Origin of the sequence: Epilithonimonas sp., from assembly GCF_032054305.1 — a bacterium.
GTDB lineage: Bacteria > Bacteroidota > Bacteroidia > Flavobacteriales > Weeksellaceae > Epilithonimonas.
In genome coordinates this window covers 285,429-311,881 of sequence record NZ_DAMBSX010000001.1, presented here as the reverse complement: position 1 = coordinate 311,881, position 26,453 = coordinate 285,429, and the positions used below count along the sequence as shown (strand labels likewise).

General features: G+C 36.1%; 15 protein-coding genes and 1 CRISPR repeat array. Of the genes, 8 read left to right on the top strand and 7 right to left on the bottom strand.

Annotated elements, in window-relative coordinates:
* Positions 1–49: 49 nt before the first annotated feature.
* Together RTX21_RS01515 and RTX21_RS01510 are read left to right on the top strand one after the other, a co-directional pair.
* Complete coding sequence (locus tag RTX21_RS01515; RefSeq protein ID WP_312764927.1) at positions 50–763, top strand: 3-ketoacyl-ACP reductase; 714 nt, start codon at positions 50–52, stop codon at positions 761–763.
* A gap of 212 nt (positions 764–975) precedes the next feature.
* A complete protein-coding gene (locus tag RTX21_RS01510; protein WP_312764925.1) occupies positions 976–2,544 on the top strand; it encodes a M20/M25/M40 family metallo-hydrolase in 1,569 nt (522 codons plus the stop codon).
* 135 nt (positions 2,545–2,679) lie between these two features.
* Here RTX21_RS01510 and RTX21_RS01505 read toward each other — a convergent pair whose 3' ends face one another.
* The 4 genes from RTX21_RS01505 to RTX21_RS01490 form a co-directional block, all read right to left on the bottom strand.
* Entirely contained in the window at positions 2,680–3,159 is a 480-nt protein-coding gene (locus RTX21_RS01505; protein ID WP_312764923.1) for a hypothetical protein, read from the bottom strand.
* A gap of 15 nt (positions 3,160–3,174) precedes the next feature.
* Complete coding sequence (locus RTX21_RS01500) at positions 3,175–3,351, bottom strand: hypothetical protein (RefSeq protein ID WP_312764921.1); 177 nt, start codon at positions 3,349–3,351, stop codon at positions 3,175–3,177.
* A gap of 616 nt (positions 3,352–3,967) precedes the next feature.
* The gene (locus RTX21_RS01495; protein ID WP_312764919.1) at positions 3,968–6,091 is read right to left on the bottom strand and encodes a Tex family protein; all 2,124 of its coding nucleotides are present in this window, start codon (positions 6,089–6,091) and stop codon (positions 3,968–3,970) included.
* Between the two features lie 235 nt (positions 6,092–6,326).
* On the bottom strand, positions 6,327–8,720 hold the full coding sequence (locus RTX21_RS01490) for a hypothetical protein (protein ID WP_312764918.1): 2,394 nt from the start codon (positions 8,718–8,720) through the stop codon (positions 6,327–6,329).
* Positions 8,721–8,907: 187 nt separating this feature from the next.
* Between RTX21_RS01490 and RTX21_RS01485 the strand changes: the two genes are divergently transcribed.
* The 5 genes from RTX21_RS01485 (at position 8,908) to cas2 (ending at position 16,194) form a co-directional block, all read left to right on the top strand.
* Complete coding sequence (locus tag RTX21_RS01485; RefSeq protein ID WP_312764916.1) at positions 8,908–9,168, top strand: helix-turn-helix domain-containing protein; 261 nt, start codon at positions 8,908–8,910, stop codon at positions 9,166–9,168.
* A gap of 426 nt (positions 9,169–9,594) precedes the next feature.
* Positions 9,595–10,236 carry a DUF6266 family protein gene (locus RTX21_RS01480; protein WP_312764914.1) on the top strand — a complete coding sequence of 214 codons (642 nt, stop codon included), beginning with the start codon at positions 9,595–9,597 and terminating at the stop codon, positions 10,234–10,236.
* A 332-nt stretch (positions 10,237–10,568) separates the two neighbouring features.
* Positions 10,569–14,903, top strand: coding sequence for a type II CRISPR RNA-guided endonuclease Cas9 (gene cas9 / locus RTX21_RS01475; RefSeq protein WP_312764912.1), 4,335 nt, complete (start codon positions 10,569–10,571; stop codon positions 14,901–14,903).
* Positions 14,904–14,910: 7 nt separating this feature from the next.
* Complete coding sequence (gene cas1 / locus RTX21_RS01470) at positions 14,911–15,804, top strand: type II CRISPR-associated endonuclease Cas1 (protein WP_312764910.1); 894 nt, start codon at positions 14,911–14,913, stop codon at positions 15,802–15,804.
* A gap of 51 nt (positions 15,805–15,855) precedes the next feature.
* Positions 15,856–16,194 carry a CRISPR-associated endonuclease Cas2 gene (cas2, locus tag RTX21_RS01465; protein ID WP_312764909.1) on the top strand — a complete coding sequence of 113 codons (339 nt, stop codon included), beginning with the start codon at positions 15,856–15,858 and terminating at the stop codon, positions 16,192–16,194.
* A 58-nt stretch (positions 16,195–16,252) separates the two neighbouring features.
* Positions 16,253–21,843: direct repeats of the CRISPR family, unit length 47 nt; unit sequence GTTGTGTTGTATCTCAAAGATACTGAAAAATGAAAGCAATTCACAAC.
* Between the two features lie 134 nt (positions 21,844–21,977).
* Here cas2 and RTX21_RS01460 read toward each other — a convergent pair.
* Together RTX21_RS01460 and RTX21_RS01455 are read right to left on the bottom strand one after the other, a co-directional pair.
* Complete coding sequence (locus RTX21_RS01460; protein ID WP_312764907.1) at positions 21,978–22,877, bottom strand: endonuclease/exonuclease/phosphatase family protein; 900 nt, start codon at positions 22,875–22,877, stop codon at positions 21,978–21,980.
* 1 nt (position 22,878) lies between these two features.
* Positions 22,879–23,781 carry a CorA family divalent cation transporter gene (locus RTX21_RS01455; protein WP_312764906.1) on the bottom strand — a complete coding sequence of 301 codons (903 nt, stop codon included), beginning with the start codon at positions 23,779–23,781 and terminating at the stop codon, positions 22,879–22,881.
* A gap of 345 nt (positions 23,782–24,126) precedes the next feature.
* Here RTX21_RS01455 and RTX21_RS01450 point away from each other — a divergent pair, with 345 nt between their 5' ends.
* Positions 24,127–25,149, top strand: coding sequence for a beta-ketoacyl-ACP synthase III (locus tag RTX21_RS01450; RefSeq protein WP_312764905.1), 1,023 nt, complete (start codon positions 24,127–24,129; stop codon positions 25,147–25,149).
* Positions 25,150–25,252: 103 nt separating this feature from the next.
* On the opposite strand, the gene RTX21_RS01445 is transcribed toward RTX21_RS01450, so the two are convergent.
* Positions 25,253–26,449 carry a DUF1501 domain-containing protein gene (locus tag RTX21_RS01445; protein ID WP_312764903.1) on the bottom strand — a complete coding sequence of 399 codons (1,197 nt, stop codon included), beginning with the start codon at positions 26,447–26,449 and terminating at the stop codon, positions 25,253–25,255.
* Positions 26,450–26,453: the final 4 nt, after the last annotated feature.

The following is a 26,453-nucleotide window of genomic DNA, read 5'->3' as shown; positions in this document are numbered from 1 at the left end:
TAAACACACGTTTGGTAAATTTGCACCTTCAAATTTTATAAATCAGATTATGAATCTTAAAGGTAAAAATGCCATTATCACTGGCGGTGGAAGAGGACTTGGAAAAGCTGTCGCTCAGATTCTTGCCAACGAAGGTGTGAATATAGGAATCACAGGAAGAAACGAAAATTATCTTAAAATAGCAGTTAACGAACTGAAACCAACAGGCGTGAAAGTAGCTTACGCAGTTTTCAGTGTCGATAACGAATTAGAAGTAAAGGCAGGAATCGAATCTTTGGCGAACGAATTAGGTGGAATCGATATTTTGGTCAACAATGCCGGAATCGGCGACTTCGGAAGTATCGAGGAAATGGCTTCTGATGTTTGGGAACAAGTTATCAAAACCAATCTTTTTGGTGTTTATTATACAGCCAAAGCTGTTTATCCGTTTTTGAAAGGAAAAGGTCAGGGCGATGTCATCAACGTGGCTTCCACAGCAGGTCTCAAAGGCGGACCAAATATGTCGGCTTACGCAGCTTCCAAAGCGGCTGTCGTTTCTCTTTCGCAGTCGATGATGGCAGAATGGAGAAAGCAAAACATCCGCGTCATTACTTTGACACCAAGCACTATTGCTTCCGATATGAGTATCAATGGTGGTTTGACAGACGGTAATCCGGATAAAGTTCTTCAGCCGGAAGATTTCGCAGAATGGGTAAGAGATATCCTGAAAATGAACCGCAGAGCAATGATTGCCAACGCATCAATTTTCTCGACCAATCCATAAAATAATGATAATTTGGGCAGCTTAATCCGCCTGTAGTTTATCCTGAGCTTGTCAAAGGGCTCCGCTCTTTTCACTTCACTTCGTTGCGTAAAAAGGAGCTCCGCTCAAGTCGGGCTGCGTGCAATTCTATAGTAAAATATAACGTCTCAATCTTGAGGCGTTTTTTTATTCCGTTACATAATCCTTACCTTTATCGGAATCAAATAAAAGATATGAAGAGAAACTCATTTTTAGCAATGTCTGCAGTTTTCTTTGCAGCCCAAATCACTTTAGTCAACGCCCAATCCAAATCCGAAGAAAAGCTCAATCCAATCGTTCAGAGTTTTGTGAACGAAGCCAATAACAATTCTCAGCTGGAAGATATGGCTTATGAACTTTTGGACGGAATTGGACCAAGATTGGTTGGAACTCCCGAAATGCTGGCCGCCAACAATTACACCGCCAACAAACTGAAATCCTGGGGTATCGATGCCAATCTTCAGCAATTCGGCACGTGGAAAGGCTGGCAACGTGGAACAACCCACGTAGATTTGGTTTATCCAAGAACCAAAACCTTATCCGCAACACAATTGGCTTGGAGTCCAGCGACTAAAAAAGCTGTAGAAGCAGAAGTGGTAATTCTTCCCAAAGTCTCTTCAAAAGCAGAATTTGATAAATGGTTACCATCAGCAAAAGGAAAAATTGTTTTAATGGCGCAATATCAGAAAATCGGACGTTCTGATGAGCAAATCAAAGAATTTGCAATGCCTGAATTATACGAAAAGCTGAAAGCTGAAAAAGAACAAGCTAAAAAAGATTTTGCAGATTACATCAAGAATATCGGTTATGATAATTCTACTTTACCAGAAGCTTTAGAAAAAGCCGGAGCTGCTGGAATTGCCATATCCAATTGGACAGGAATCCACAGCACCAATCGTATTTTCGGCGCTAAGACGAAATCAATTCCAATGTTTGACATCGAATTAGAAGATTACGGAATGTTATACAGAATGGCAGAAAAAGGTTCTAAGCCGAGAATAAAGGTCGATGCTCAATCCAAAGTTCTTCCGGAAGCGAAATCCTTCAACACCATCGGAATGATAAAAGGTTCAGAAAAACCGAATGAATATGTGATTCTTTCCGCTCACCTCGATTCTTGGGATGGCGCACAAGGTGCGACGGACAACGGGACAGGAACTTTGACAATGTTGGAAACAATGAGAATCCTTAAAAAATATTATCCTAATCCAAAACGTACCATCGTTGTTGGACTTTGGGGAAGTGAAGAGCAAGGTTTGAACGGTTCAAGAGGTTTTGTTGCTGACAATCCTGAAATTGTTAAAGGTGTGCAAGCGGTTTTCAATCAGGATAACGGAACGGGTAGAGTGGTGGACATCAGCGGACAAGGTTTTAAGGATTCTTATGCTTATATCGGAAAATGGCTGGATGCTGCACCTAAAAAAGTGAAAGACCAAATCAAATCGACTTTCCCAGGAATGCCTGGCGGTGGCGGTTCTGACCACGCTTCTTTTGTGGCAGCTGGCGTTCCGGGATTTTCGTTGAGTTCACTAAATTGGGGTTACTTCGGTTACACTTGGCACACGACCAAAGACACTTATGACAAAATCGTTTTTGATGAATTGAAAAATAATGTGATTTTGACTGCAACTTTAGCTTATATGGCTTCGGAAGACCCAGAATTTGTGAGCAGAGAAAAGCGTGTAATGCCGAATGATGACAAAGGAACTGCTGTAAAATGGCCGGAAGTACGAGAGCCGAGAAGAAGTAGTAAGGATTATTAACCTAAATAGAAGCAACAATACTTTGTTGCTTTTTATTTATAATCTCATCGTTAATTGAATTCTTTTCAACATCTTTAATTTGCCAATATGTTTTTCGAGATATTAATTCTGCATTGGTTTTCTGCTGATAATATTTTACCACTTCATATTTGGGTGTATGATTGGCATTATAAAAGAAATCTCTGAAAAGGATAATGTATATTCATATTTCCTGCTATAAAATAATGTCAAATCCTTATTTTCCTGTTTCTCATATATTTTGGATAGTGAGGAATAACTGTCTTTCAATATAAAAGGGTCTTGTAGTTTTTTTGCCAATCGCTCTGCCTTTTTATAATAAATAAGGGCACTATCTAGCTTGTTTTTTGCCAGATGTATATGTCCCAAAGATGCATAGATACCAGATCTTGCTTCATTTTCAAGATTCTTATTATGCAAAACCTTGTAAGAATAATATAATGATGAATCAAGCTTTTTCAGTTCAAAGAAACTCATGCTGATATTGATATAAGCAGGTTTCAATCGATCATTTTTGGTTTTGGGGTCCTTTATTTTAAGGTAATAGCCAAGTGACTTTTTAAAGTTATAAAGTACAGAATCTTCACTTTTCCTCAAATCTACATATAAGTCTCACTTTAGTTTATTACTTTCTATTATAGATCTTTCAATAATAGTTTCCGCATCATCGTAGAATCCCAGATTGATATAGGCAATCGATTTATCCTGCATTGCCAGAACCTTGGTCTTCAGGTTAAGTAGGTCTTTCATTGGCAGGGCTTCAATCTTATCAATATATTTGATTGCCATATTATATTCTCCCTTGAACATATACCAGCACACAATCTTATATAGTGACAAAAATTCTCCTCTTTCGTATTTCAACTTGTTTGCGGACTTGTATAAATTTAAATAATTATCCAAGCCTTTCTTTTTATACCACTCTGTTGATGCTGATGGAACACTTAGCAGACTATCTATCTTTTTTTTTAGACAGGTTTTGTGCATTCAATTCCCAGCAGGGAAACAATGCAATTACTAAAAGTGATACGAAAAAAAAATTTTTCACGATGTTAAAAAATGGATTAATAATTACAATAGTTTACATAAATAATATTTATGTTTTGTAAAATTAATAATAAGTAATCTATTATTATCTTTTATTCCAAATTGAACCGATATAAAACAAAAAACCTTTTAAATCATTAAGATTTAAAAAGGTTTATAATAATTTGCATTTCTGCTTGCAATCCGGACGGGACTCGAACTCGCAATTTTCACCGTGGCAGCATTCTAACCAGCTGAACTACTGACAAATCAGTTTTTCAAAATAGGTAAATGCTTTCTTATACTGCGCTAGCATATACAAATATGTTATTTGTATTAAAGAATTGGCACATCTCTTTTTCATAATCTTTAAAAGAAGTTACAAAATCATCGTCAGCTGAATTCTTTTCCTCGCCTCATCCAATTCCGTGATTTTTACCTGCACGTGTTGATGAAGCTTCACCACCTCATTTACATCAGAAACGAAACCGTCTTTCAGCTGAGAGATATGAACGAGACCGCTTTCTTTGATTCCGAGATCTACAAAACAACCGAAAGCTGTGATGTTGTTGACAATTCCCGGAAGAATCATTCCGGGTCTTACATCTTTGATCGATTTTACATTCGGGTCGAATTCAAAAACCCTGGCCGCTTTCCTCGGGTCCAATCCGGGTTTTTCTAATTCTTTCAAGATGTCTTTGATTCCCAAGATCCCAATATCGTCTGTGATGTATTTTTCAGGATCAACCAACGCAATTTTCTCTTTATTGGAGATCAGGTCTTCGGTTTTCAGTCCCAGGTCCTTTGCCATTTTTTCAACGGTTCTATACGCCTCCGGATGAACTGCAGAATTGTCCAAAGGATTCTTTGCGTTCTTGATCCTCACAAAAGCTGCTGCCTGTTGATAAGCTTTCTCACCCAGTCTTGGTACTTTCTTCAAATCCTTTCTTTCAGAGAATGCTCCATTTTCAGCCCGAAAATTTACAATGTTCTCCGCCATTTTTTCCCCAATTCCTGATACGTAGCTTAAGAGTGATTTACTTGCTGTATTCAGGTTGATACCAACTGAGTTTACAGAACGGATGACCGTATTGTCGAGTTCTTCTTTCAGCTTGGTCTGGTCCACATCATGTTGGTATTGTCCAACACCAATGGATTTTGGGTCAATCTTTACCAACTCCGCCAGAGGATCGGCCAATCGTCGCCCAATGGAAACAGCACCACGCACAGTTACATCATAATTAGGAAACTCCTCTCTGGCGATTTTACTTGCGGAATAGACCGAAGCTCCAGCTTCTGAGACCACAAAAACCTGAATAGGTCTGTCGAATGCAATTTTTTTGATAAAGAATTCGGTTTCCCGGCTGGCAGTTCCGTTTCCGATGGAGATGGCTTCGATATTATAAGCGTTGACCATCGACCGGATTTTTTTCATTGCCATTCCTGTCTCGTTTTGTGGCGCGTGCGGATAGATGTTTTCATTATGGAGAAGGTCTCCCTTTTCATCCAGACAGACCACTTTGCAACCTGTTCTGTAACCTGGGTCGATTGCCAATATCCTCTTCTCTCCAAGAGGCGAGGCAAGAAGCAATTGTTGAAGATTCTCAGAGAAAACCTCAATGGCCTTGATATCCGCTTTCTCCTTTGCTTCCTGGAGCACTTCATTGGAAATAGCAGGTTCCAACAATCTTTTGTAAGAATCGGCAATAGCCGATGCAATGTGTTTGGTAGATGAATTGTTACTTTTGATAATTGCATTTTCGATGAGGTCAAGTGCTTCATCTTTTTCAACATCTACAGAAGTTTTTACAAAACCTTCGTTTTCTGCACGCAGCATTGCCAATAAACGGTGGCTTGGAATCCTGTTAAGCGCTTCCTGCCAATCAAAATATTGACTGAATTTCTGTGCAGCTTCCTCTTCTTTTTTAGATTTTAACACTTTGGACGAGATGATGGCTTTTCTCTGGAATGATCTTCTAAGGTTTTTACGGACATAGAGATTTTCATTGATCCATTCTGCAATGATGTCTCTTGCGCCCTGTAATGCTTCACCTTCATCAGCAACGTCATTATTAATGTATTTGGAAGCTATGAGATCTATATCATCATTTCTCTGGCTCATGATGATCTTTGCCAAGGGTTCCAAGCCTTTTTCTCTTGCTGTGTCTGCTTTGGTTTTCTTACGTTTTTTATAAGGTAGATAAAGATCTTCCAATTCCTGTAGCTCAAAACTTTGTTTTATCTTTTGCCTGAGTTCAGGATTCAAAGCATTTTGCTCATCGATAGATTTCAGGATACTTTCTTTTCTTTTGATGAGTTCATCAAATTGTTTATTCAGTTTCGAGATATTTTCAATCGTGACCTCATCCAGATCACCAGTCTTATCCTTTCTATAGCGTGCAATGAAGGGAATCGTGCAATCTTCTGACAGAAGATGTAATGTAGCTGCAATACTTTTGGTTGGGATGCTCAGTTGCTTTTGTATAAATTCCGAAGATGTCATTTCTAAATTCTGAAAAGCGAAAATAGTGTTTTTTGAACCAAAAATATAGGTTTCGATCACTTTCGTTTGGAGGTCTTTTCTCTTAACAGAAATATAAAAAGTAGAGAAAATAAAATAATGGGTACAACTAGTTCCAAACCAAATGAACCAAAAATCATCAGTGTCAACATAGCAGAAATATTTATATCAAAGCTAAGTTTATCCTGTTATTCAATATAGGGTATAAATACTGATTTTAAGGCAATGTCTTATCATAAAAGACAGGTAGCTGCTTGCTGTTGTCAAACCCTGAAATGATTACCCGGTATTTCTTTGCAGAATCATTATTATAGAATTCTATCTTTGATGATACTTCTATTGGTAATTTTGGATTCCAATACAGCAGGTTTCTATTGTCTTTCAGAGTTTTGATGGCAGAATTATTATAATTAATATTTTTGTAAGTGCTGGGTTTATCGTAGCCTGTCAGTGTGAAAAATTTAAGTCCTGTCATTGATTTGGAAACTTCTTCAGAACCAGTGTTGCCATTTTTGGTATAGATCAAGATAGCACCATTCGAGTTTTCGAATCCCCCGAAAAAGTCATCTTTCACAACCTTTATCATTGCAATATTGGAAATGTTGAAACCTCTGATGACTTCTAAGTCGGTTTTAACTTCGTCCAGATAAACATCCACTTTTTTGTTGCGGATGATGGCATCTATGTCTGCGCCGTCTCTTTGTATCTGAAGTCCTGCAACGCGGCCTTCCAGCCAGAGTAGAATATCAGGAGAACCACTGTTGGCAAGCATTTTATCATTCACAAAATCAAAAATGGTCTCAGATGGACTTTGGAACATTGGACTGCTGAGTTCATCATTCAGTTTTTCTGTTGGCGACAGTTTCTTTGCGGTCAGCTTTACCTCTTCTATGTTGGTCACTTTTTCATTAAGGTTTTTCTCAAACTGACTATTTTCTATAGCAATAGAAGCTTCCGGTGTTGGTTTGTCATTTGGATTTCGCTTGATCAAGACAAAATCATTGGGTGGCAGCTCTTTTTTCAATGGGATGAAGGACACTTTGGGGATGATCAAAGCATCTGCATTGTCCGCTTTTACCTGGTAATAGATTTTTTGAGGTTCATAGAAAGCCATATTTTTAAGCGTAAGGTCGCCATTATTATCTGTTGGGACAGTGAATAATTTTGACCCGGATCTTTCGCCATCAAACATCAGATTAATATTTGTATTTCTGACAGGAGAACCATTTGAAGTGATCCTGATGTTGTAAGAGATGTATTTTTCAGGTTTGTTTTTGATGACAGGAAATTTACCGGCAATAAGGTCTTTCCAATCGAAACGTGTCCATTTTTCGGAGATCAACAAGGCATCCAAAGCATCAGTATTCCTGTTCTCAGAAAAATATTGGGCAGGGGAATCAATTTTATCAGTGAGATCTCCTGTCAGCCAAAAGAAACTAAGGATGTTTTCATCCTGGTCAATTTTGGAATCATCGTAAACAGTAACAGCCAGATCTGAAACTTCATTATCAGATTTTATTTCAAATGAATTCAAAGCTTTTACTTGAGGATTGAGTGAAATCGATTGCACAATAGGCTTTAAAATATTCAAATTCTGTGGCTGGATAAAACAGAGTCTCTGAGCTACGACATGTTCTGTTTCATCAAAAAGCGTGAATTGCAGGATTCCATTGATCAATTGATTGGTAGGAATAAAAAAAACCTCGCCATTAGAATCTTTCCTGATCCTGGCCTTGTAAACAAAACGGCTTCCAATGGTTGCAACGATCTTATAATAACCAGAACCATCAGAAATATTATTTGATTTGATCTGGTATTCAATTTTGTCTGTTTTGCTGGAAACCTGCAGATTGATTCCACTTTCTGAAACTTGGGACAAATCTGAGACCTGTTTTTTGCCTTTATCATCCATAACCGCCAATTGATATTGCTTTCCTTTTTCTGGAGTTATGGAAAATAGCCCGACATTCTGATCAAAACCTTTAAAATCTGTAAGATGAACATTTGGCTTTTCTTTGTCGACTATATAGCCATTCCAAGTATTGGGTTTGATTCCTTTTGAGTAAAGTCGAACTGCAAATTTGGTGTTGATGCCATCAATGAAAGTCCCGCTTTCCGGGTAAACTGAAACATACCAATCCGCATTATCGTTTTTGATCAATTTCTCCGACGAGTTTGGATTATAGACCGCAATAGATCTGATCGGCTGAAAATCCTCACCAAAGTTGGTCATCCAGGTCGTGTAGGCCCGGATGTAATAGATGTTTTCTTTCAGGTCATTTGATAATGCGAAATTTCCGTTTGCCTCGCTGTTGTAGATCGGAATAAGTTTTTTATCGATCAGTTTTTTATTGGTGTCGTATAATTCTACAAATAAAGTTGTGGAAACATTGGACTTGCTGTAGCCATCAAAGACAAAAGCTTTGAACCATATGTTATCTCCCGCAGCATAGCTTTTTTTATCCAACATCAGATACACTTTTTCCTGAGGGAAATTCTGGTCCAGATTCTGAACAGCCTGTTCTGCCTTATCCTGGGAAAAACCGAATGCAGATAAAAGCATCAAAATAAAAAGTGAGCTTTTACAGAACAATTTTGGAATATGGACCATTGATTGATTTGATTAAGGATTTGATAAAATAAAATTACAAATGTTATTGAATTGGAAATGATAACCATATTATTTTAACACCAATTTATAATAGATTAAATATGGCTTAAAGGTATAACGTGTTAAAATTTAGTGTTTTAGGTATTGTTTTTTTTATTATTTTTAAATTTATAAAAACACATAAATCATGAAAAATCGAAAAAACAATGTTCCTTCCGATAGGGATATCCTTTTCGGGATGTTTGCAGAGCTTCTTTCCCTTATGAGCCAATTAGTGAATAGCAATACATTATCTGTAACATGCTATGATAGTGCAGATGTCAAGGTTCTATTGAAAATCAGTGACAGTACCTTTTACCGATGGTGCAGGGAAGGAAAATTGGTGCATAAAAAATTAGGTGGCAAGATCTATGTATCCAAAACTTCGGTAGACAATCTGTTGAAATAGAGCTGTCTGATTTGCATATTCTTACTTTATCTCTTCATGCATATTTTACAGATTTAGCAGATTGATTAGCTTTAATATTGTCACAGATTATTTTTTATCCGGTATAAAAGATCTATCAAATTCGTTCAATCGGCGCGAGCTATAGCTAGCCTTATTTTTTTATCTTTTTGAAATTAAGCCATTGGGTATTCAAAACCCAATGACTTTCTTCGGGTCATCTCTTGGTGCGCTTCGGGTAATGTTCGGAAAAAATATCTTTTTCCCGAACATCACCCGAAGGAATGTACTGTCTGACCCGAAGGAATATCAAAAATACCGGTCATTTTTATTCAATACCGGTCATAGGCGTTCAATACTGGTCACGGGTGTACAAGTGATGTCTTTCTGCGCTACCTTAGCTATACAAATGTTAAAAAAATAATAATTATGGCAACATTCAACAAAGGAATCTTAGGTGGATTCTCAGGCAAAGTAGGAAATGTAGTAGGTACTAGCTGGCGCGGCAAGGACATTATGCGAAGCCTTCCCAAACCGTCTGACAAAGAACCGACGGAAAAGCAACTCCTGCAACAGGCTAAATTTAAGCTGGCAGTAACTTTCTTGCAACCGGTCAAAACCATTCAGTCCAAGTATTTTGGAGCAGGTAGCGGGGTGAAGTCCAGAGTGAATCTGGCGGTCTCTTACACGATCAGCGAAGCTATTGAGGTCGTGAAAGAAATTCCGGAGCTTGTTTTCAACAAGGTACTGATCACAAGAGGGGAGCTTACCGGATTCCAAAACGCCACTTTGGCAACGCAGGTTGGAGGTGTTCTGGAAATGCACTGGCAAGACAACAGCACCCAAGGCAATGCCAGACCCAATGATGAGGTCTCACTCATCTGCTACTGCAAGGAACTGAAAGCTTTTGAGATCTTTGAGGGCATTGTTCTGAGGTCGGATATTGAAGCTATCGTAACCCTACCGAACTACTGTATCGGTAAAATAATGGAGGTCTATGCCTTCCTGAACAACGAGAAGCAGACTATTGCGAGCAACAGTTTCTATCTGGGAGAACACACAGTCATCTAGATTGTGGTAAGAGAGCCACCCGAGAGGGTGGTTTTTTTGTAAGGGAAATTGAGCATAAAAAATGCCCCACAGATAGGCGAGGCGCTAAATGTTTTAGTTAACTATTTTTTTATTTTTCAAAATAGGAGTTAATGAAACATTCAACACGATGTATAGGTATAAAAAAAGGCGAGTTGCCCCACCTTGAATGTTTTCACAACGGAATAATCCTTATTGTGAATTGCTTTCGATTACAAATCTAAAACTTATTTTTTTAATAGAATTACGGATTTCCTCATTTGTATGATTTTTTTTCTTTTTAATTTTAAAGGATTTCAAAAAACAAAATAATTATGGGCAAAAATATACTTGGATTAGACTTGGGTACCAATTCGATTGGCTGGGCTTTAATCAAACAAGACTTTGAAAATAAACAAGGAAAAATTATTGGGATGGGAAGCAGGATTATCCCGATGGATGAAGGAGAGAAAGGCAAATTTGCTGAAGGAGCATCAATTTCAAAAACAGCAGATAGAAAAAAATACAGAGGTGTTCGCCGTCTTCGTGAACGATATTTGCTACGTCGTGAGCGATTGCATAGGGTTTTAAATATTATTAAGTTCTTACCCGAGCATTTTGCCAATGAGATTGATTTCGAAAAACGTTTTGGAAAATTTAAGACTGAGAATGAACCTAAGATAGCTTATAATAATGATAGTTTTATCTTTAAAAATTCTTTCGAAGAGATGCTTGCTGATTTCAAAACACATCAACCTCAAATTCTAAAAAATGAAAAAGGTGAAGATAAATTGGTACCTTATGACTGGACAATTTATTATCTACGCAAGAAAGCTTTATCTAAAAAAATAGAAAAAGAAGAATTGGCGTGGATTCTTTTAAATTTTAATCAGAAGCGTGGCTATTATCAATTGCGAGGCGAAGAGGAAGAAGAAAACCCTAATAAGCTCGTAGAATTCTATTCATTAAAAATTGTAGAGGTTACAGCAGATGAACTGCAAGGAGGGAAATCTGACATTTGGTATTCTCTTACTTTAGAAAATGGCTGGGTCTATCGCAGAGCAAGCAAAACGCCTTTGTTTGACTGGAAAGATAAAACCAGAGATTTCATTGTAACTACTGATTTGAATGATGATGGAAGTATCAAAAAAGATAAAGATGGTAATGAGAGAAGAAGTTTCAGAGCACCAGCAGAAACGGATTGGACTCTTGTGAAAAAGAAAACAGAGCAAGAGATCGATAGTTCTCATAAAACTGTTGGAACCTACATCTATGATACTTTGCTTCAGAATCCTAAACAAAAAATCAAAGGGAAATTAGTAAGAACTATCGAAAGGAAATTCTATAAGGCTGAGCTGAAAGAGATTTTGGAGAAGCAAAAAGAATTTCATCCAGAGTTGCAGAATGAAGATTTGTATAATGATTCTGTACGCGAATTGTATAAAAACAATGATGCCCATCAATTGACATTAAGCAAAAAAGATTTCGTCCATCTATTTTTAGAGGATATTATCTTTTACCAAAGACCTCTGAGAAGTCAAAAGTCATCTATTTCCAATTGTACATTGGAATTTAAAAAATATAAAGATGAAAATGGTGTAGAACATACGCAATATCTTAAAGCAGTACCGAAATCGAATCCTTATTATCAAGAGTTCCGTATCTGGCAATGGATGTATAACCTGAATATTTATAGAAAAGATGACGACGAAAATGTGACTAAAGAGTTTATCAATTCTTATGGGGATTTGGAAAACCTATTTGAGTTTTTGGACGGGCGAAAAGAAATTGAACAAAAGCCATTGCTTAAATTCCTTCTAGAGCAAAAAGACATTAAAGGGAAATTATTAACAGCAGAAGTTGAAAAATATCGTTGGAATTATGTTGAAGGAAAAACATATCCTTGTAACGAAACCAAAACAATGATTTCTACAAGGTTGAGCAAAGTTGAGAATATTTTGAATACTTTTTTCACAAGAGAAATAGAACAACAGATTTGGCATATCATCTATTCAGTCAGTGATAAAATTGAATATGAAAAGGCTTTAAAATCTTTTGCGAGAAAAAATAATCTGGATGAAACATCTTTCTTTGAAGCATTCAAAAAATTTCCTCCTTTCAAGAGCGAGTATGGTTCGTTTTCAGAGAAAGCGATTAAAAAACTATTGCCTTTGATGCGAGTAGGGAAATATTGGAACTATGACAATATTGATGAACATTCAAAAGAAAGAATTGATAAAATCATCACTGGAGAGTTTGATGAAAATATCAAAGATAAGGTAAGAGAAAAAGCGATAAACCTTACTACAGAAAGTCATTTTCAAGGTCTGCAGTTATGGTTGTCACAGTATATTATCTATGGGAGACATTCAGAGGCTTCAATCATTGGAAAGTGGAATTCTGGAGATGATTTAGAGATGTTTTTGAAGGAGTTTAAACAACATTCACTACGCAACCCTATTGTAGAACAGATAATTACAGAAACTTTACGTGTCGTAAAAGATATTTGGGTGCAATACGGGAAAGGTGTAAAAGATTTCTTCAGTGAAATTCACATTGAGTTAGGGCGGGAAATGAAAAATACTGCCGAAGACCGTAAAAAAATTACAAACCAAGTCACAGAAAACGAAAATACCAATCTGCGTATTAAAGCTTTGTTGGCAGAAATGATGAATGATGCTAATGTTGAAAATGTGCGCCCATTCTCACCAATGCAACAGGAGATTTTGAAAATCTATGAAGATGGCGTATTAAATTCGGATATTCCAATTGATGATGAGATGCTTAAAATCAGCAAAACAGCCCAGCCGAGTTCCTCTGATTTGAAACGATATAAGCTTTGGTTGGAACAAGGCTACAAATCACCTTATACAGGACAAATTATTCCGTTAAATAAATTATTCACACCGGAATATGAAATTGAGCATATTATTCCGCAAAGCCGGTACTTTGATGATAGTTTTAGTAATAAGATTATTTGTGAGGCAGCAGTTAATAAATTAAAAGACAATTATATAGGATTGGCATTTATCAAGCAGTTCCACGGAACGATTGTAGAATGTGGTTTTGGAAAAACAGTTAAAATCTTTGAAGCGGATGAGTACGAAGAGTTTATAAAAAAACATTATGCTAAAAATAGAGGAAAAAAGGCAAAACTTTTACTGGAAGAGGTTCCTGAAAAGATGATTGAGCGGCAGATGAATGATACACGTTATATCAGTAAGTATATTTCTGGTGTTCTTTCCAATATTGTACGTGTGGAAGACGGTACAGATGAAGGCGTGAACTCTAAAAACATTGTTCCCGGAAATGGAAAAATTACAACTACCCTAAAACAAGATTGGGGATTAAATGATGTTTGGAATGAGTTGATTCTACCTCGTTTTGAAAGAATGAATCAACTGACAAACACAACAGATTTCACTGCTTGGAATGAAAATCATCAAAAGTATCTCCCAACTGTTCCTATTGAATTTTCAAAAGGTTTTTCAAAGAAAAGAATAGACCATCGCCATCACGCTATGGATGCTCTGGTTATTGCCTGTGCGACAAAAGAGCATATTAACTATATGAATAACGAATACGCTCTAAGAAAAGGTAAGTCAAAAGATGAAAAACAAACTATTAGATATGATTTAAGAGCCAATTTATGCTATAAAAAATATAATGATGGCTCGAAAGAAAACTACAGATGGATTTTCAAAAAACCTTGGGAAACCTTTATTGTTGATGCTAGAAATAGTTTAGAAAATATTGTGGTAAGCTTCAAACAGAACCTACGTGTCATCAATAAAGCCACCAATTATTACGAGAAATACGTAGAAAAAGATGGTGTTAAAACTAAAGAACAAGTAGTACAAACTGGTATCAATTGGGCAATAAGAAAACCAATGCACAAAGAAACTGTTTCAGGGAAAGTAAACTTAGCCTGGGTAAAGTTGCCTAAAGGCAAAATACTAACCGCTACACGAAAAAGTCTGGACACATCTTTTGATATGAAAACTATTGGAAGTATTACTGATACTGGGATTCAAAAGATTTTAAGAAATTATCTGACTGCAAAAGGTAGCTCCGAATTGGCTTTTTCACCAGAAGGAATAGAAGACTTGAATAAAAATATAAGACAGTACAATGATGGAAAAGACCATCAGCCTATTAATAAAGTAAGAGTCTTTGAAATGGGTAGTAAATTCCAAGTTGGTTATTCTGGCAATAAAAAAGATAAGTATGTAGAAGCAGCCAAAGGAACCAATTTGTTCTTTGCGGTTTATGAAGATGAAAAAGGAAAAAGAAGTTATGAGAGTGTTCCATTGAATATTGTTATTGAAAGGCAGAAGCAAGGCTTAGATGTTGTAGATTTAAAAGGGCCAAAAGATTTTTATTTAAGTCCAAATGATTTGGTTTATTTGCCATCTGCAGATGAAGTAGAAAATAAAATCAATATCGATTTTAAGGATTTTTCTAAAGAAAAGAAACAGAATATTTATAAGGTTGTGAGCTTTAGTGGAAATCAATTGTTTTTTATAAGACAAGATGTTGCAACATCAGTAGTAAACAAAGCTGAGTTTTCTGCTTTGAATAAAATGGAGCGAGCAATTGATGGTAGAATGATAAAAGAAACTTGTTTGAAAATAAAAACGGATCGTATAGGTAATATATTAAAAGCATAAATTTATAATGATCACCCGATCCATCTACATTGGCAATCCTGCTTATCTTAAACTCAAAGATGAACAAATGTATATCTTAGACGCATCATCCAACGAAGTCAAAGGTAAAGTTCCTGTGGAAGATTTGGGGTTGCTGATGTTAGATCATTTTCAGATTACCTTATCACATCAGTTGATTCAGAAAATGATGGGCAATAATGTTGTAGTAGTAAGTTGTGATTCTCATCATCTTCCACACGGAATTATGTTGCCTTTGTATGGTCATACTGAGCATTCAAATAGGGTCAAAGATCAGCTGGAAGCCAGTGAACCTTTGAAAAAACAGCTTTGGAAGCAGACTGTGGAGTGTAAGATCGAAAATCAAAAGGAGGTTTTATTAAGCTTGGGCAATTATTACGAGCCTATGATCGACTATCAAAGCAACGTGAAAAGTGGTGATATTACCAATATGGAGGGTATTGCAGCGCAACATTACTGGAAATATCTCATCAGTCTTGATTTTCTGAGACAACGTTTTGGAGAATCTCCCAATCAGTTTTTTAATTTTGGCTATGCGGTATTGAGGAGTATAGTGGCAAGAGCGATTGTAGAAACAGGTCTGTTGCCTGTACTGGGAATTTTTCATAAGAATAAATACAATCCTTACTGCCTTGCAGATGATCTTATGGAGCCTTACAGACCGTTTGTAGATCTTTTGGTGATGCAATGGCTGGAAATGAATCCGAATACAGAAGAGCTGACCAAAGATTTTAAAGCACATATCCTAAAGATTGCTACAAAAGATGTGAAGATTGATGGAAAAATAAGACCATTGCTGGTTGCTGTAAAAATTACGGCTTCGTCGCTTTACAAATGCTATACAGGAGAAAAACGGCTAATCTCTTACCCAGAATTAATATGATGAAGTAAAAATCATTTTACTTTTTACATGATACATTTTACAAATTAAGATATGAATGCCGAAAGGTTTAATGCATACCGAATTATGTGGGTTTTAGTATTGTATGACCTTCCTACCGAGACCAAGGCCAATATGCGGGATGCGAATCAATTCCGTAAAAGACTTATTGATGATGGGTTTACGCTTTTCCAATTCTCGATGTATGTACGCCACTGTCCGAGTAGGGAAAATGCTGAAGTACATATCAAAAGGGTGAAATTTATGCTTCCAAAAGCCGGAAAGGTTGCCATTATGTGTATTACCGATAAACAGTTTGGAGATATTGAGATTTTTTTCGCTAGAAATAGAGAAGAGCCACCACCCACCTTCCAACAGCTTGAGCTTTTTTAATTTTCTGAATCCTAATATATAAATAAACCCTCTGAAAAACAGAGGGTTAAATTTTGAGGTTGTGTTGTATCTCAAAGATACTGAAAAATGAAAGCAATTCACAACAACCTCCTTAACTACGCCTTCTTGGTAATTGTTGTGTTGTATCTCAAAGATACTGAAAAATGAAAGCAATTCACAACACTGACGAAGATGTAGCCCACTTAGGTTACGTTGTGTTGTATCTCAAAGATACTGAAAAATGAAAGCAATTCACAACCTATCTATGTACCAACCAGTTATTTTTTCTGTTGTGTTGTATCTCAAAGATACTGAAAAATGAAAGCAATTCACAACGATTTACTTGAAAACCTAATCGACAATGGCGTTGTGTTGTATCTCAAAGATACTGAAAAATGAAAGCAATTCACAACTACGTCAATGCGAGATGCTTTTAAAACACAGTTGTGTTGTATCTCAAAGATACTGAAAAATGAAAGCAATTCACAACGGAAAGACCGACAGGAAAAGAAAATCGAACGTTGTGTTGTATCTCAAAGATACTGAAAAATGAAAGCAATTCACAACCCGAACCCCTGCCACCCGTCAATAATACAAGTTGTGTTGTATCTCAAAGATACTGAAAAATGAAAGCAATTCACAACAGGTTTCAAAGAAGCCACAGACTCAAAAGGGTTGTGTTGTATCTCAAAGATACTGAAAAATGAAAGCAATTCACAACTCATTCAGAAGAACGGTTTGAGAATCTTCAGTTGTGTTGTATCTCAAAGATACTGAAAAATGAAAGCAATTCACAACAATATAGATTCACTTTATTTGGTCCTCGATGTTGTGTTGTATCTCAAAGATACTGAAAAATGAAAGCAATTCACAACGGAATGACTCAGGTTAGAGTATTTCGAAAAGTTGTGTTGTATCTCAAAGATACTGAAAAATGAAAGCAATTCACAACTCACCACCTGTAGTTACATCTACTTTATCAGTTGTGTTGTATCTCAAAGATACTGAAAAATGAAAGCAATTCACAACTCGGGATGATATCAGTCAAAATCAATTTGAGTTGTGTTGTATCTCAAAGATACTGAAAAATGAAAGCAATTCACAACAATGATGAATTTGATTTGTCAAATCTAAAAGTTGTGTTGTATCTCAAAGATACTGAAAAATGAAAGCAATTCACAACTGGGAAAATCTATCCCTTTTGAAGTATCACGTTGTGTTGTATCTCAAAGATACTGAAAAATGAAAGCAATTCACAACTATATTTGCATTGATTTTAGTAGTTAAAAGGTTGTGTTGTATCTCAAAGATACTGAAAAATGAAAGCAATTCACAACGTTTCGAGTTCCGCGAGTAAAGCAGGCCCGGTTGTGTTGTATCTCAAAGATACTGAAAAATGAAAGCAATTCACAACCCACTTGTAGGGTATGCTTATATCAAAGTTGTTGTGTTGTATCTCAAAGATACTGAAAAATGAAAGCAATTCACAACAGATAAGAAGAAAGACCGGGGAGGTCGTCTGTTGTGTTGTATCTCAAAGATACTGAAAAATGAAAGCAATTCACAACCGATGCCTTGAGATATGTGTTGTCAGACGAGTTGTGTTGTATCTCAAAGATACTGAAAAATGAAAGCAATTCACAACTCGGATAACTCACTACAAGCACTCTTTTATGTTGTGTTGTATCTCAAAGATACTGAAAAATGAAAGCAATTCACAACAGCATCCAGAATAGTAGAGTAGATATATCCGTTGTGTTGTATCTCAAAGATACTGAAAAATGAAAGCAATTCACAACAGTCTATTAAATATGGATTAGTACCAGAAAGTTGTGTTGTATCTCAAAGATACTGAAAAATGAAAGCAATTCACAACACATTTACTACTGCAGAAGTGTAATGAATCGTTGTGTTGTATCTCAAAGATACTGAAAAATGAAAGCAATTCACAACAGAAGAAAATCTAAGCATGATACAAGGTCAGTTGTGTTGTATCTCAAAGATACTGAAAAATGAAAGCAATTCACAACTTTTGCTGCCTGAATTAATGAAGAATAATAGTTGTGTTGTATCTCAAAGATACTGAAAAATGAAAGCAATTCACAACGCTATGAGCAAAGAAGAATTATTAAGGATTGTTGTGTTGTATCTCAAAGATACTGAAAAATGAAAGCAATTCACAACCACCTGTAAATTGATGGAATTTATGTCTTTGTTGTGTTGTATCTCAAAGATACTGAAAAATGAAAGCAATTCACAACGGTATATTTGTAATACAATTACAACAACAAGTTGTGTTGTATCTCAAAGATACTGAAAAATGAAAGCAATTCACAACTCAATATTTGATTTCTTATATTGATTGTAAGTTGTGTTGTATCTCAAAGATACTGAAAAATGAAAGCAATTCACAACTAGTTGAAGTTCCTCCTCTACCGAAATACAGTTGTGTTGTATCTCAAAGATACTGAAAAATGAAAGCAATTCACAACCAGATTTTAGATATGAAAATAGCAATTAAAGTTGTGTTGTATCTCAAAGATACTGAAAAATGAAAGCAATTCACAACGAATTATCTAAAACTCCAGCAATAGAGGAAGTTGTGTTGTATCTCAAAGATACTGAAAAATGAAAGCAATTCACAACGGAAATTAACAGCTCCAGTTGGAGACGCCAGTTGTGTTGTATCTCAAAGATACTGAAAAATGAAAGCAATTCACAACAATTAGATTGGAAAAAAGAAAGGGATTATCGTTGTGTTGTATCTCAAAGATACTGAAAAATGAAAGCAATTCACAACGCATCATCAATTTTATTTAGAATTAATTCCGTTGTGTTGTATCTCAAAGATACTGAAAAATGAAAGCAATTCACAACGTGGGTCAAGCATTGCCATACTAATTATTAGTTGTGTTGTATCTCAAAGATACTGAAAAATGAAAGCAATTCACAACGTATAAAAAAAACCCCGCACGTTACGGGGTGTTGTGTTGTATCTCAAAGATACTGAAAAATGAAAGCAATTCACAACGCCATAACCTGCCGCCCTGCGTTGGAAGAGGTTGTGTTGTATCTCAAAGATACTGAAAAATGAAAGCAATTCACAACACTAACTATTACACGCTCATAGGGATAGGCGTTGTGTTGTATCTCAAAGATACTGAAAAATGAAAGCAATTCACAACGAAATCTTTACGGACAACCTAATACTTCTGGTTGTGTTGTATCTCAAAGATACTGAAAAATGAAAGCAATTCACAACCGCATTGAAAATTCAGAGTTTTCATATTTTGTTGTGTTGTATCTCAAAGATACTGAAAAATGAAAGCAATTCACAACAAGTTACAGGAGGTCAAATGTTGATTAAAAGTTGTGTTGTATCTCAAAGATACTGAAAAATGAAAGCAATTCACAACCGGATCAGGATTCGTTACTTTAGCTACAGAGTTGTGTTGTATCTCAAAGATACTGAAAAATGAAAGCAATTCACAACTAGGATTAGTATAACCAGCAGCCACTTCCAGTTGTGTTGTATCTCAAAGATACTGAAAAATGAAAGCAATTCACAACCGAAGACGACGAAGAATAAAATAAATAACAGTTGTGTTGTATCTCAAAGATACTGAAAAATGAAAGCAATTCACAACGATGAAGGCGTAAGACTATGGGGAACTAATGTTGTGTTGTATCTCAAAGATACTGAAAAATGAAAGCAATTCACAACCAAAAACGGTCGCTTTAGGTTTTAGAACGAGTTGTGTTGTATCTCAAAGATACTGAAAAATGAAAGCAATTCACAACAGCAATGATAGTAGGTATTGAAAGAGGCGGGTTGTGTTGTATCTCAAAGATACTGAAAAATGAAAGCAATTCACAACCATCCGTTGTTTGACCTGTTATTGCTTTAAGTTGTGTTGTATCTCAAAGATACTGAAAAATGAAAGCAATTCACAACGATGAAGGCGTAAGACTATGGGGAACTAATGTTGTGTTGTATCTCAAAGATACTGAAAAATGAAAGCAATTCACAACGAAAGACAAAAACATAAATCTAACGGTATGGTTGTGTTGTATCTCAAAGATACTGAAAAATGAAAGCAATTCACAACGAAATTCCTCGAATATGATTAATCCTATGTGTTGTGTTGTATCTCAAAGATACTGAAAAATGAAAGCAATTCACAACTTTGTTCAAAAGATACCCCAAAAGCATTCGGTTGTGTTGTATCTCAAAGATACTGAAAAATGAAAGCAATTCACAACCAGGTCAATGGTTGATAACCGCAGCCACGCGTTGTGTTGTATCTCAAAGATACTGAAAAATGAAAGCAATTCACAACTACGACGATGACGGAAACTATTATTATAAGGTTGTGTTGTATCTCAAAGATACTGAAAAATGAAAGCAATTCACAACCAACATTAGCAGCCCAATCGCCTTGGTTTAGTTGTGTTGTATCTCAAAGATACTGAAAAATGAAAGCAATTCATAACTAGAACTGAAGGGTTGTCTGGAGGAACTGCGTTGTGTTGTATCTCAAAGATACTGAAAAATGAAAGCAATTCACAACCACAAAACAACGGGAAGAAATTCAGTTTCTGTTGTGTTGTATCTCAAAGATACTGAAAAATGAAAGCAATTCACAACGAGCATTCGCTTTAGAGGTAAATTGATGCGGTTGTGTTGTATCTCAAAGATACTGAAAAATGAAAGCAATTCACAACACGGATCTAATTCAAGTGAAATGAAGGCAAGTTGTGTTGTATCTCAAAGATACTGAAAAATGAAAGCAATTCACAACATTTATGCAAAGGTACTGACTTTATCTCTCGTTGTGTTGTATCTCAAAGATACTGAAAAATGAAAGCAATTCACAACTGTATAGGGTCACGGTTCGACGTTCGCGTAGTTGTGTTGTATCTCAAAGATACTGAAAAATGAAAGCAATTCACAACGTTATAACCAAAATAAATTACGATAAATTTGTTGTGTTGTATCTCAAAGATACTGAAAAATGAAAGCAATTCACAACGGAACAAGTGCGCGCTATCGAAGAAATTAAGTTGTGTTGTATCTCAAAGATACTGAAAAATGAAAGCAATTCACAACTAAATTTTATGCTCAAAACAAAGCAATTGGGTTGTGTTGTATCTCAAAGATACTGAAAAATGAAAGCAATTCACAACTAGGTACGCAATTTATTTTTTACCACGTCCGTTGTGTTGTATCTCAAAGATACTGAAAAATGAAAGCAATTCACAACCAACGGGCGAGACAGACCCGATTATCGAGGGTTGTGTTGTATCTCAAAGATACTGAAAAATGAAAGCAATTCACAACGTAAATGTGAAACCCAGTTGACAAATGTCCGTTGTGTTGTATCTCAAAGATACTGAAAAATGAAAGCAATTCACAACCAGTTAGGGCGTTGGATAATTTAAGCGAGTGTTGTGTTGTATCTCAAAGATACTGAAAAATGAAAGCAATTCACAACTTGTACTAAAATAGGAAATACAGTAAGAAAGTTGTGTTGTATCTCAAAGATACTGAAAAATGAAAGCAATTCACAACTAATACACCAAATAATAAATATAATAAAGTGTTGTGTTGTATCTCAAAGATACTGAAAAATGAAAGCAATTCACAACTGATAACGAAAAACCCGCCAACATTACGTTGTTGTGTTGTATCTCAAAGATACGGAAAAATGAAATTTTGGTTAAGGACTGATTTGACCGAATTAAGCAACAAATCATTATTAAGCTGGAATAATCCCAAAATATCATTTTTCCAGCCTCAAAACCACCGGAAAATGGTCACTACACCCACCCATATACCGTGAGCCAGAATATGTTCGATGGGGATATTTTTGATTTTTATTATCTTTATTTCTAAGCCGTGGAGAGTTGTAGATTTCGGCTCCGATTTTATTTAAATCAGACAGTTCTACTAGTGATTTCTCTGTGTAGATCATCTGGTCAAAACAAACCCCTCTCTTACCGTGATAAGTAGAGAATTGATTGTTTTCAAATATTGCTTCAAAAGGATTGGTCAGAATTTTCTCCCTGTTATTATCGTAAAGCAATTCTTGCAAAGTTTCATTATCAGGATTTTCATTGAAATCACCCATTATAATAACAGGCTCATTTTTATCAGATAATTTTTGAACTGTTTCTTTTAATTTTTCGATGATATGATCTCGTTGCTCCTTTTTAGCATCCTGATTCCTTTTGGACGGTAAATGAATAACCAAAATATGAAGCTTTTTCCCTTGATGCAAAAACTCGGTGTGTAAAATATCTCTCGTATCGAATCCTTTCTCTTCATCCAATTGGAACTTCAAAGTTTGATATCTCTCTAAGGCCAATTTCCTTTTATCAAAAAGCAAAGCAACACTTAGATTTCGGGAATCACTAGATGGTTCATAGATGATCTCATAATCTTTAATTGGAGAATCTTCCTTGATCAAATCTTCTAAAACAGACTTTGCTCCAATCTCAGCCAAACCAATGACAGAAGGTAATTGTCCAAGATCTTCTTCAACAAAACGGAAAACATTAATAATCTTTCTGACTTTCAAATTGTATTTGTAACCGTCCCAATTATGAAAACCGAACGCTTCTTGATTAGGAGGATAAAAGTTCTCTACATTATAGAAAAGGAATAATTCTTGGTTTGTCATTCTACCACTTCTTTCTTCGGGTATAGATAAAAGTACAAACAACGATCAGAAGCATCAATCCCAAAGTATAAAAATAACCATGTTTGTGGTGCAATTCCGGCATATTATCGAAGTTCATACCGTAGATTCCCGCAATGAAAGTAATCGGTAAAAAATACACCGAATAGATGGCCAAAAGCTTCATCACCTGATTCGCTTTCTGGTCGGACAAAGCCAAAAACATAGAAATGAGGTTGACTGTTTGAGCATTCACGTGGTCGAAGTCGGCAATGACATCTTTTTGTTTGTCAAGCAAGTCCATTACTTCAACTTCCTCAAGCTCAAGATTTTTGAATTTCGAGATCCATTCGCCCGAGATATTCAGGATTCTGGTATTGAGTCCCGATTTTCTTTTTAGTTTGTAAAGCCTTCGAATCTGGTTGGTTTGATTGGTATTTTTCAGAAAGATTTCGTTTTCCATTGCGTCCATCACTTCCAACAGCGTCTGGCTCTCATCATCAAAGGTTTTCATCACCTTCAAAGCTAACCGAAGAGCGAGCCTGTCACGCGAAATATCCTCAGGATGATCTTTCTTCAGTTCTTCAAAAACTTCATTGATGCTTTTACTTTTCACTCTATGAGTTGTGATGATCAACTTCGGTAACAGGAAAATCCCCAACTTACTGCTGATATCACTGATGCTGTTCAGATTTCGCCTTTCCAGGTCTGTAGATTCTCTGGTCAGGAAAAACTTCACGTTGCCCACTTCCTCATACTTCGGAAGGTGGTTGGGGTCTATCGTATCCTCCAGCAAAAGATAATTGATATGATAACGCTCATGCAGAAACTGAAGGTCTTCTTCCGTTGGCGCAGTCACATCGATCCATTCCCAGTTGGCAGTTTTGTATTTCTGTTCTATCGGCATATAACAAAACTAAATAAAATCTCAGTAATAATGATAATTTTTATTGGGGCAACTTGATCCGCCTTAGTTTATCCTGAGCTTGTCGAAGGGCTCCCAAACCTAACGAAGTGGTTCGACGTAGTCAATCTTTTCACTCCACTGCATTGCGTAAAAAGGATTTCCGCTCAAACCTAACGAAGAGGTTCATCGATTCAAATAAAAATAAATAAGAAATTAGAGATAAGTCGGGTTGCGAGTGATTCGATGTTTAGAGGGTTTGTGAGAGATAGAAAAAATCTGTTAATCTGAAACTTATGTATTAAATAAAATATCTATTTTTGCGGATATTTTTATCAAATTCTAAAAATGTTTAAAAGCGTAATAACCGGTGTAGGACACTACGTTCCGGAAAATATAGTAACAAACGACGACCTCTCTAAATTGATGACTACCAATGATGAATGGATTACGGAAAGAACAGGAATCAAAGAAAGAAGACATCGCAAAAACCGTGTAGATTCTGAAGAAACAACATCTTTTTACGGTTTCAAAGCTTCAGAAATAGCGTTAAAAAATGCAAACCTCACAGCGCAAGACATCGATTACATTGTATTCGCCACCTTGTCTCCAGATTATTATTTTCCAGGTTCGGGCGTTCTTTTGCAGGAATTGTTATGTTGTAGAACAATTGGCGCAATAGACGTAAGAAATCAATGTTCCGGATTCGTGTACGCAATGAGCGTTGCTGATGCTTTTATCAAATCTGGACTTTATAAAAATGTTTTGGTTGTAGGTGCAGAGATTCACTCTTTCGGATTGGATTTTTCGGATGCAGGACGTGGCGTTTCCGTGATTTTCGGAGATGGTGCAGGCGCGGTAGTTTTATCTGCAAGCTCAGATGAAAATGCAAAAGGAATTCTCTCTGTCAATATGCATTCTGAAGGAAAATATGCTGAAGAATTGGCTGTTAAATTCCCTGGAACTAAACTTGGCTGGAGCGACAATCTACTCAGAAATCCAGATTCTTTAACATCGGAAGATATTTATCCCGTAATGAACGGAAATTTCGTTTTCAAACACGCTGTGACGAGATTTCCGGAAACCATTTTAGAAGCTCTTGAAAAAGCAGGAAAAAAGATTGAGGATTTAGATTTATTGATTCCTCACCAAGCCAATATCAGAATAGCGCAATATGTTCAGCAATTGTTGCATCTGCCAGATGAAAAAGTATTCGTGAATATCCAGAAATATGGAAATACAACCGCCGCATCTATACCAATTGCCTTGAGTGAAGCAATTTATGAAGGTAGAATGAAACGTGGCGATCTGGTTTGTTTGTCAGCTTTTGGAAGTGGTTTCACTTGGGGAAGTGTCTTGTTTGAATATTAATTCGGAATGATATGAAATAAAAAAAGAGCTATTCGTGTTTGAATAGCTCTTTTTTATTGATATTATAAAACGGTGTTTCTGTGTTTAATTTATTAAATGCAAATCAAATAAAATCATAATACCCATTATCCTTACCAAGGATTTTTTTGTCATCAGAATTCAGCCATCTTTTGAGGATAGTAGCATAGACTTTTCTAAAATCTTCTGTGTAAATCAAATCGCCGTCTTTGAGATTGGTCAAATCGGGAAGTGGGTTCAGCAATCCTTTTTTCTTGAGTCCGCCGCTTATGAAAAACATTTGGTTAGCTGTTCCGTGGTCGGTTCCATTACTTGCATTTTGTGCCACTCGTCGTCCAAATTCAGAGAAAGTCATAATCATAATATCATTAAATTTCCCATTCTCCTTCATATCTTTCGTAAAAGTTTCCACAGCTTCATTGATATTTTTAAATAACTGATTTTGTTTCTGATTTTGATTATAATGCGTATCGAAACTTCCCACCGAAAGGTAATAAACCTGGGTATTGATGTCAGATTTGATGAGCGATGCGATGGTTTTAAAATCTTTCCCGATTTGTGTCGTTGGGTAAATTTTGTCTGTTGGTTTGGTCTTACTTTCTTCAAATATATATTCGGAATTATTGATGGCGTTACCGAGCGTGTTATAAAGATAGGACGTCAAATCGTGCTCGTGGTCGTGATTGTCAGCATTCAGTTTTTTGTAGAGCATTTCCTGACTATTATCAAACAGCTTTTTAGGGTCTTTGAAAGCGATGGCATTTTTGGTTTCGCCTTTCATTGCGAGACTTAGCAAATCATCAACTTCAATGGCCTGAGTGGGATTTTGACAATCATGACAAGCCTCGTCCAAATATCTTCCAAGCCAACCAGAGTTTTTGAATTCATTGCTACCACTCGCAGTTTGCCAAATATCCATACTTCGGAAATGTGACTTGTTCGGTTCTGGATAGCCAACATTATTCATTACAGCTAATTCTCCGTTGTCATAAAGCTCTTTGAAGAATTTGAGATTAGGATTGATTCCAGCTTCGTCCGTCAACAAAAGTGTATCATTTTCCTTAATGGAAATCTGATTTCTTGACTTATAATAAATATCATTTTTAACAGGAATAATCGTGTTGAGTCCATCATTTCCTCCAGATAATTGCAGAATTATCAGGGTTTTTCCATTCATCACAATCGCTTCGGGTAAAGTCAAAGCATCTAAGAAATTTGGGAAAAGAAAAGAAGCCGCAGCCAAACTGCTTGTTTTCAAGAATGTTTTTCTATTGATAATCATAACT

What these genes read in the sequence shown, in the direction of transcription:
- cas9 (WP_312764912.1), top strand. Translation starts at nt 10,569, where the DNA reads ATGGGCAAAAATATACTTGGATTAGACTTGGGTACCAATTCGATTGGC.
- RTX21_RS01450 (WP_312764905.1), top strand. Translation starts at nt 24,127, where the DNA reads ATGTTTAAAAGCGTAATAACCGGTGTAGGACACTACGTTCCGGAAAAT.
- cas1 (WP_312764910.1), top strand. Translation starts at nt 14,911, where the DNA reads ATGATCACCCGATCCATCTACATTGGCAATCCTGCTTATCTTAAACTC.
- RTX21_RS01485 (WP_312764916.1), top strand. Translation starts at nt 8,908, where the DNA reads ATGAAAAATCGAAAAAACAATGTTCCTTCCGATAGGGATATCCTTTTC.
- RTX21_RS01480 (WP_312764914.1), top strand. Translation starts at nt 9,595, where the DNA reads ATGGCAACATTCAACAAAGGAATCTTAGGTGGATTCTCAGGCAAAGTA.
- RTX21_RS01455 (WP_312764906.1), bottom strand. Translation starts at nt 23,781, where the DNA reads ATGCCGATAGAACAGAAATACAAAACTGCCAACTGGGAATGGATCGAT.
- RTX21_RS01500 (WP_312764921.1), bottom strand. Translation starts at nt 3,351, where the DNA reads ATGGCAATCAAATATATTGATAAGATTGAAGCCCTGCCAATGAAAGAC.
- RTX21_RS01460 (WP_312764907.1), bottom strand. Translation starts at nt 22,877, where the DNA reads ATGACAAACCAAGAATTATTCCTTTTCTATAATGTAGAGAACTTTTAT.
- cas2 (WP_312764909.1), top strand. Translation starts at nt 15,856, where the DNA reads ATGAATGCCGAAAGGTTTAATGCATACCGAATTATGTGGGTTTTAGTA.
- RTX21_RS01515 (WP_312764927.1), top strand. Translation starts at nt 50, where the DNA reads ATGAATCTTAAAGGTAAAAATGCCATTATCACTGGCGGTGGAAGAGGA.
- RTX21_RS01490 (WP_312764918.1), bottom strand. Translation starts at nt 8,720, where the DNA reads ATGGTCCATATTCCAAAATTGTTCTGTAAAAGCTCACTTTTTATTTTG.
- RTX21_RS01445 (WP_312764903.1), bottom strand. Translation starts at nt 26,449, where the DNA reads ATGATTATCAATAGAAAAACATTCTTGAAAACAAGCAGTTTGGCTGCG.
- RTX21_RS01495 (WP_312764919.1), bottom strand. Translation starts at nt 6,091, where the DNA reads ATGACATCTTCGGAATTTATACAAAAGCAACTGAGCATCCCAACCAAA.
- RTX21_RS01510 (WP_312764925.1), top strand. Translation starts at nt 976, where the DNA reads ATGAAGAGAAACTCATTTTTAGCAATGTCTGCAGTTTTCTTTGCAGCC.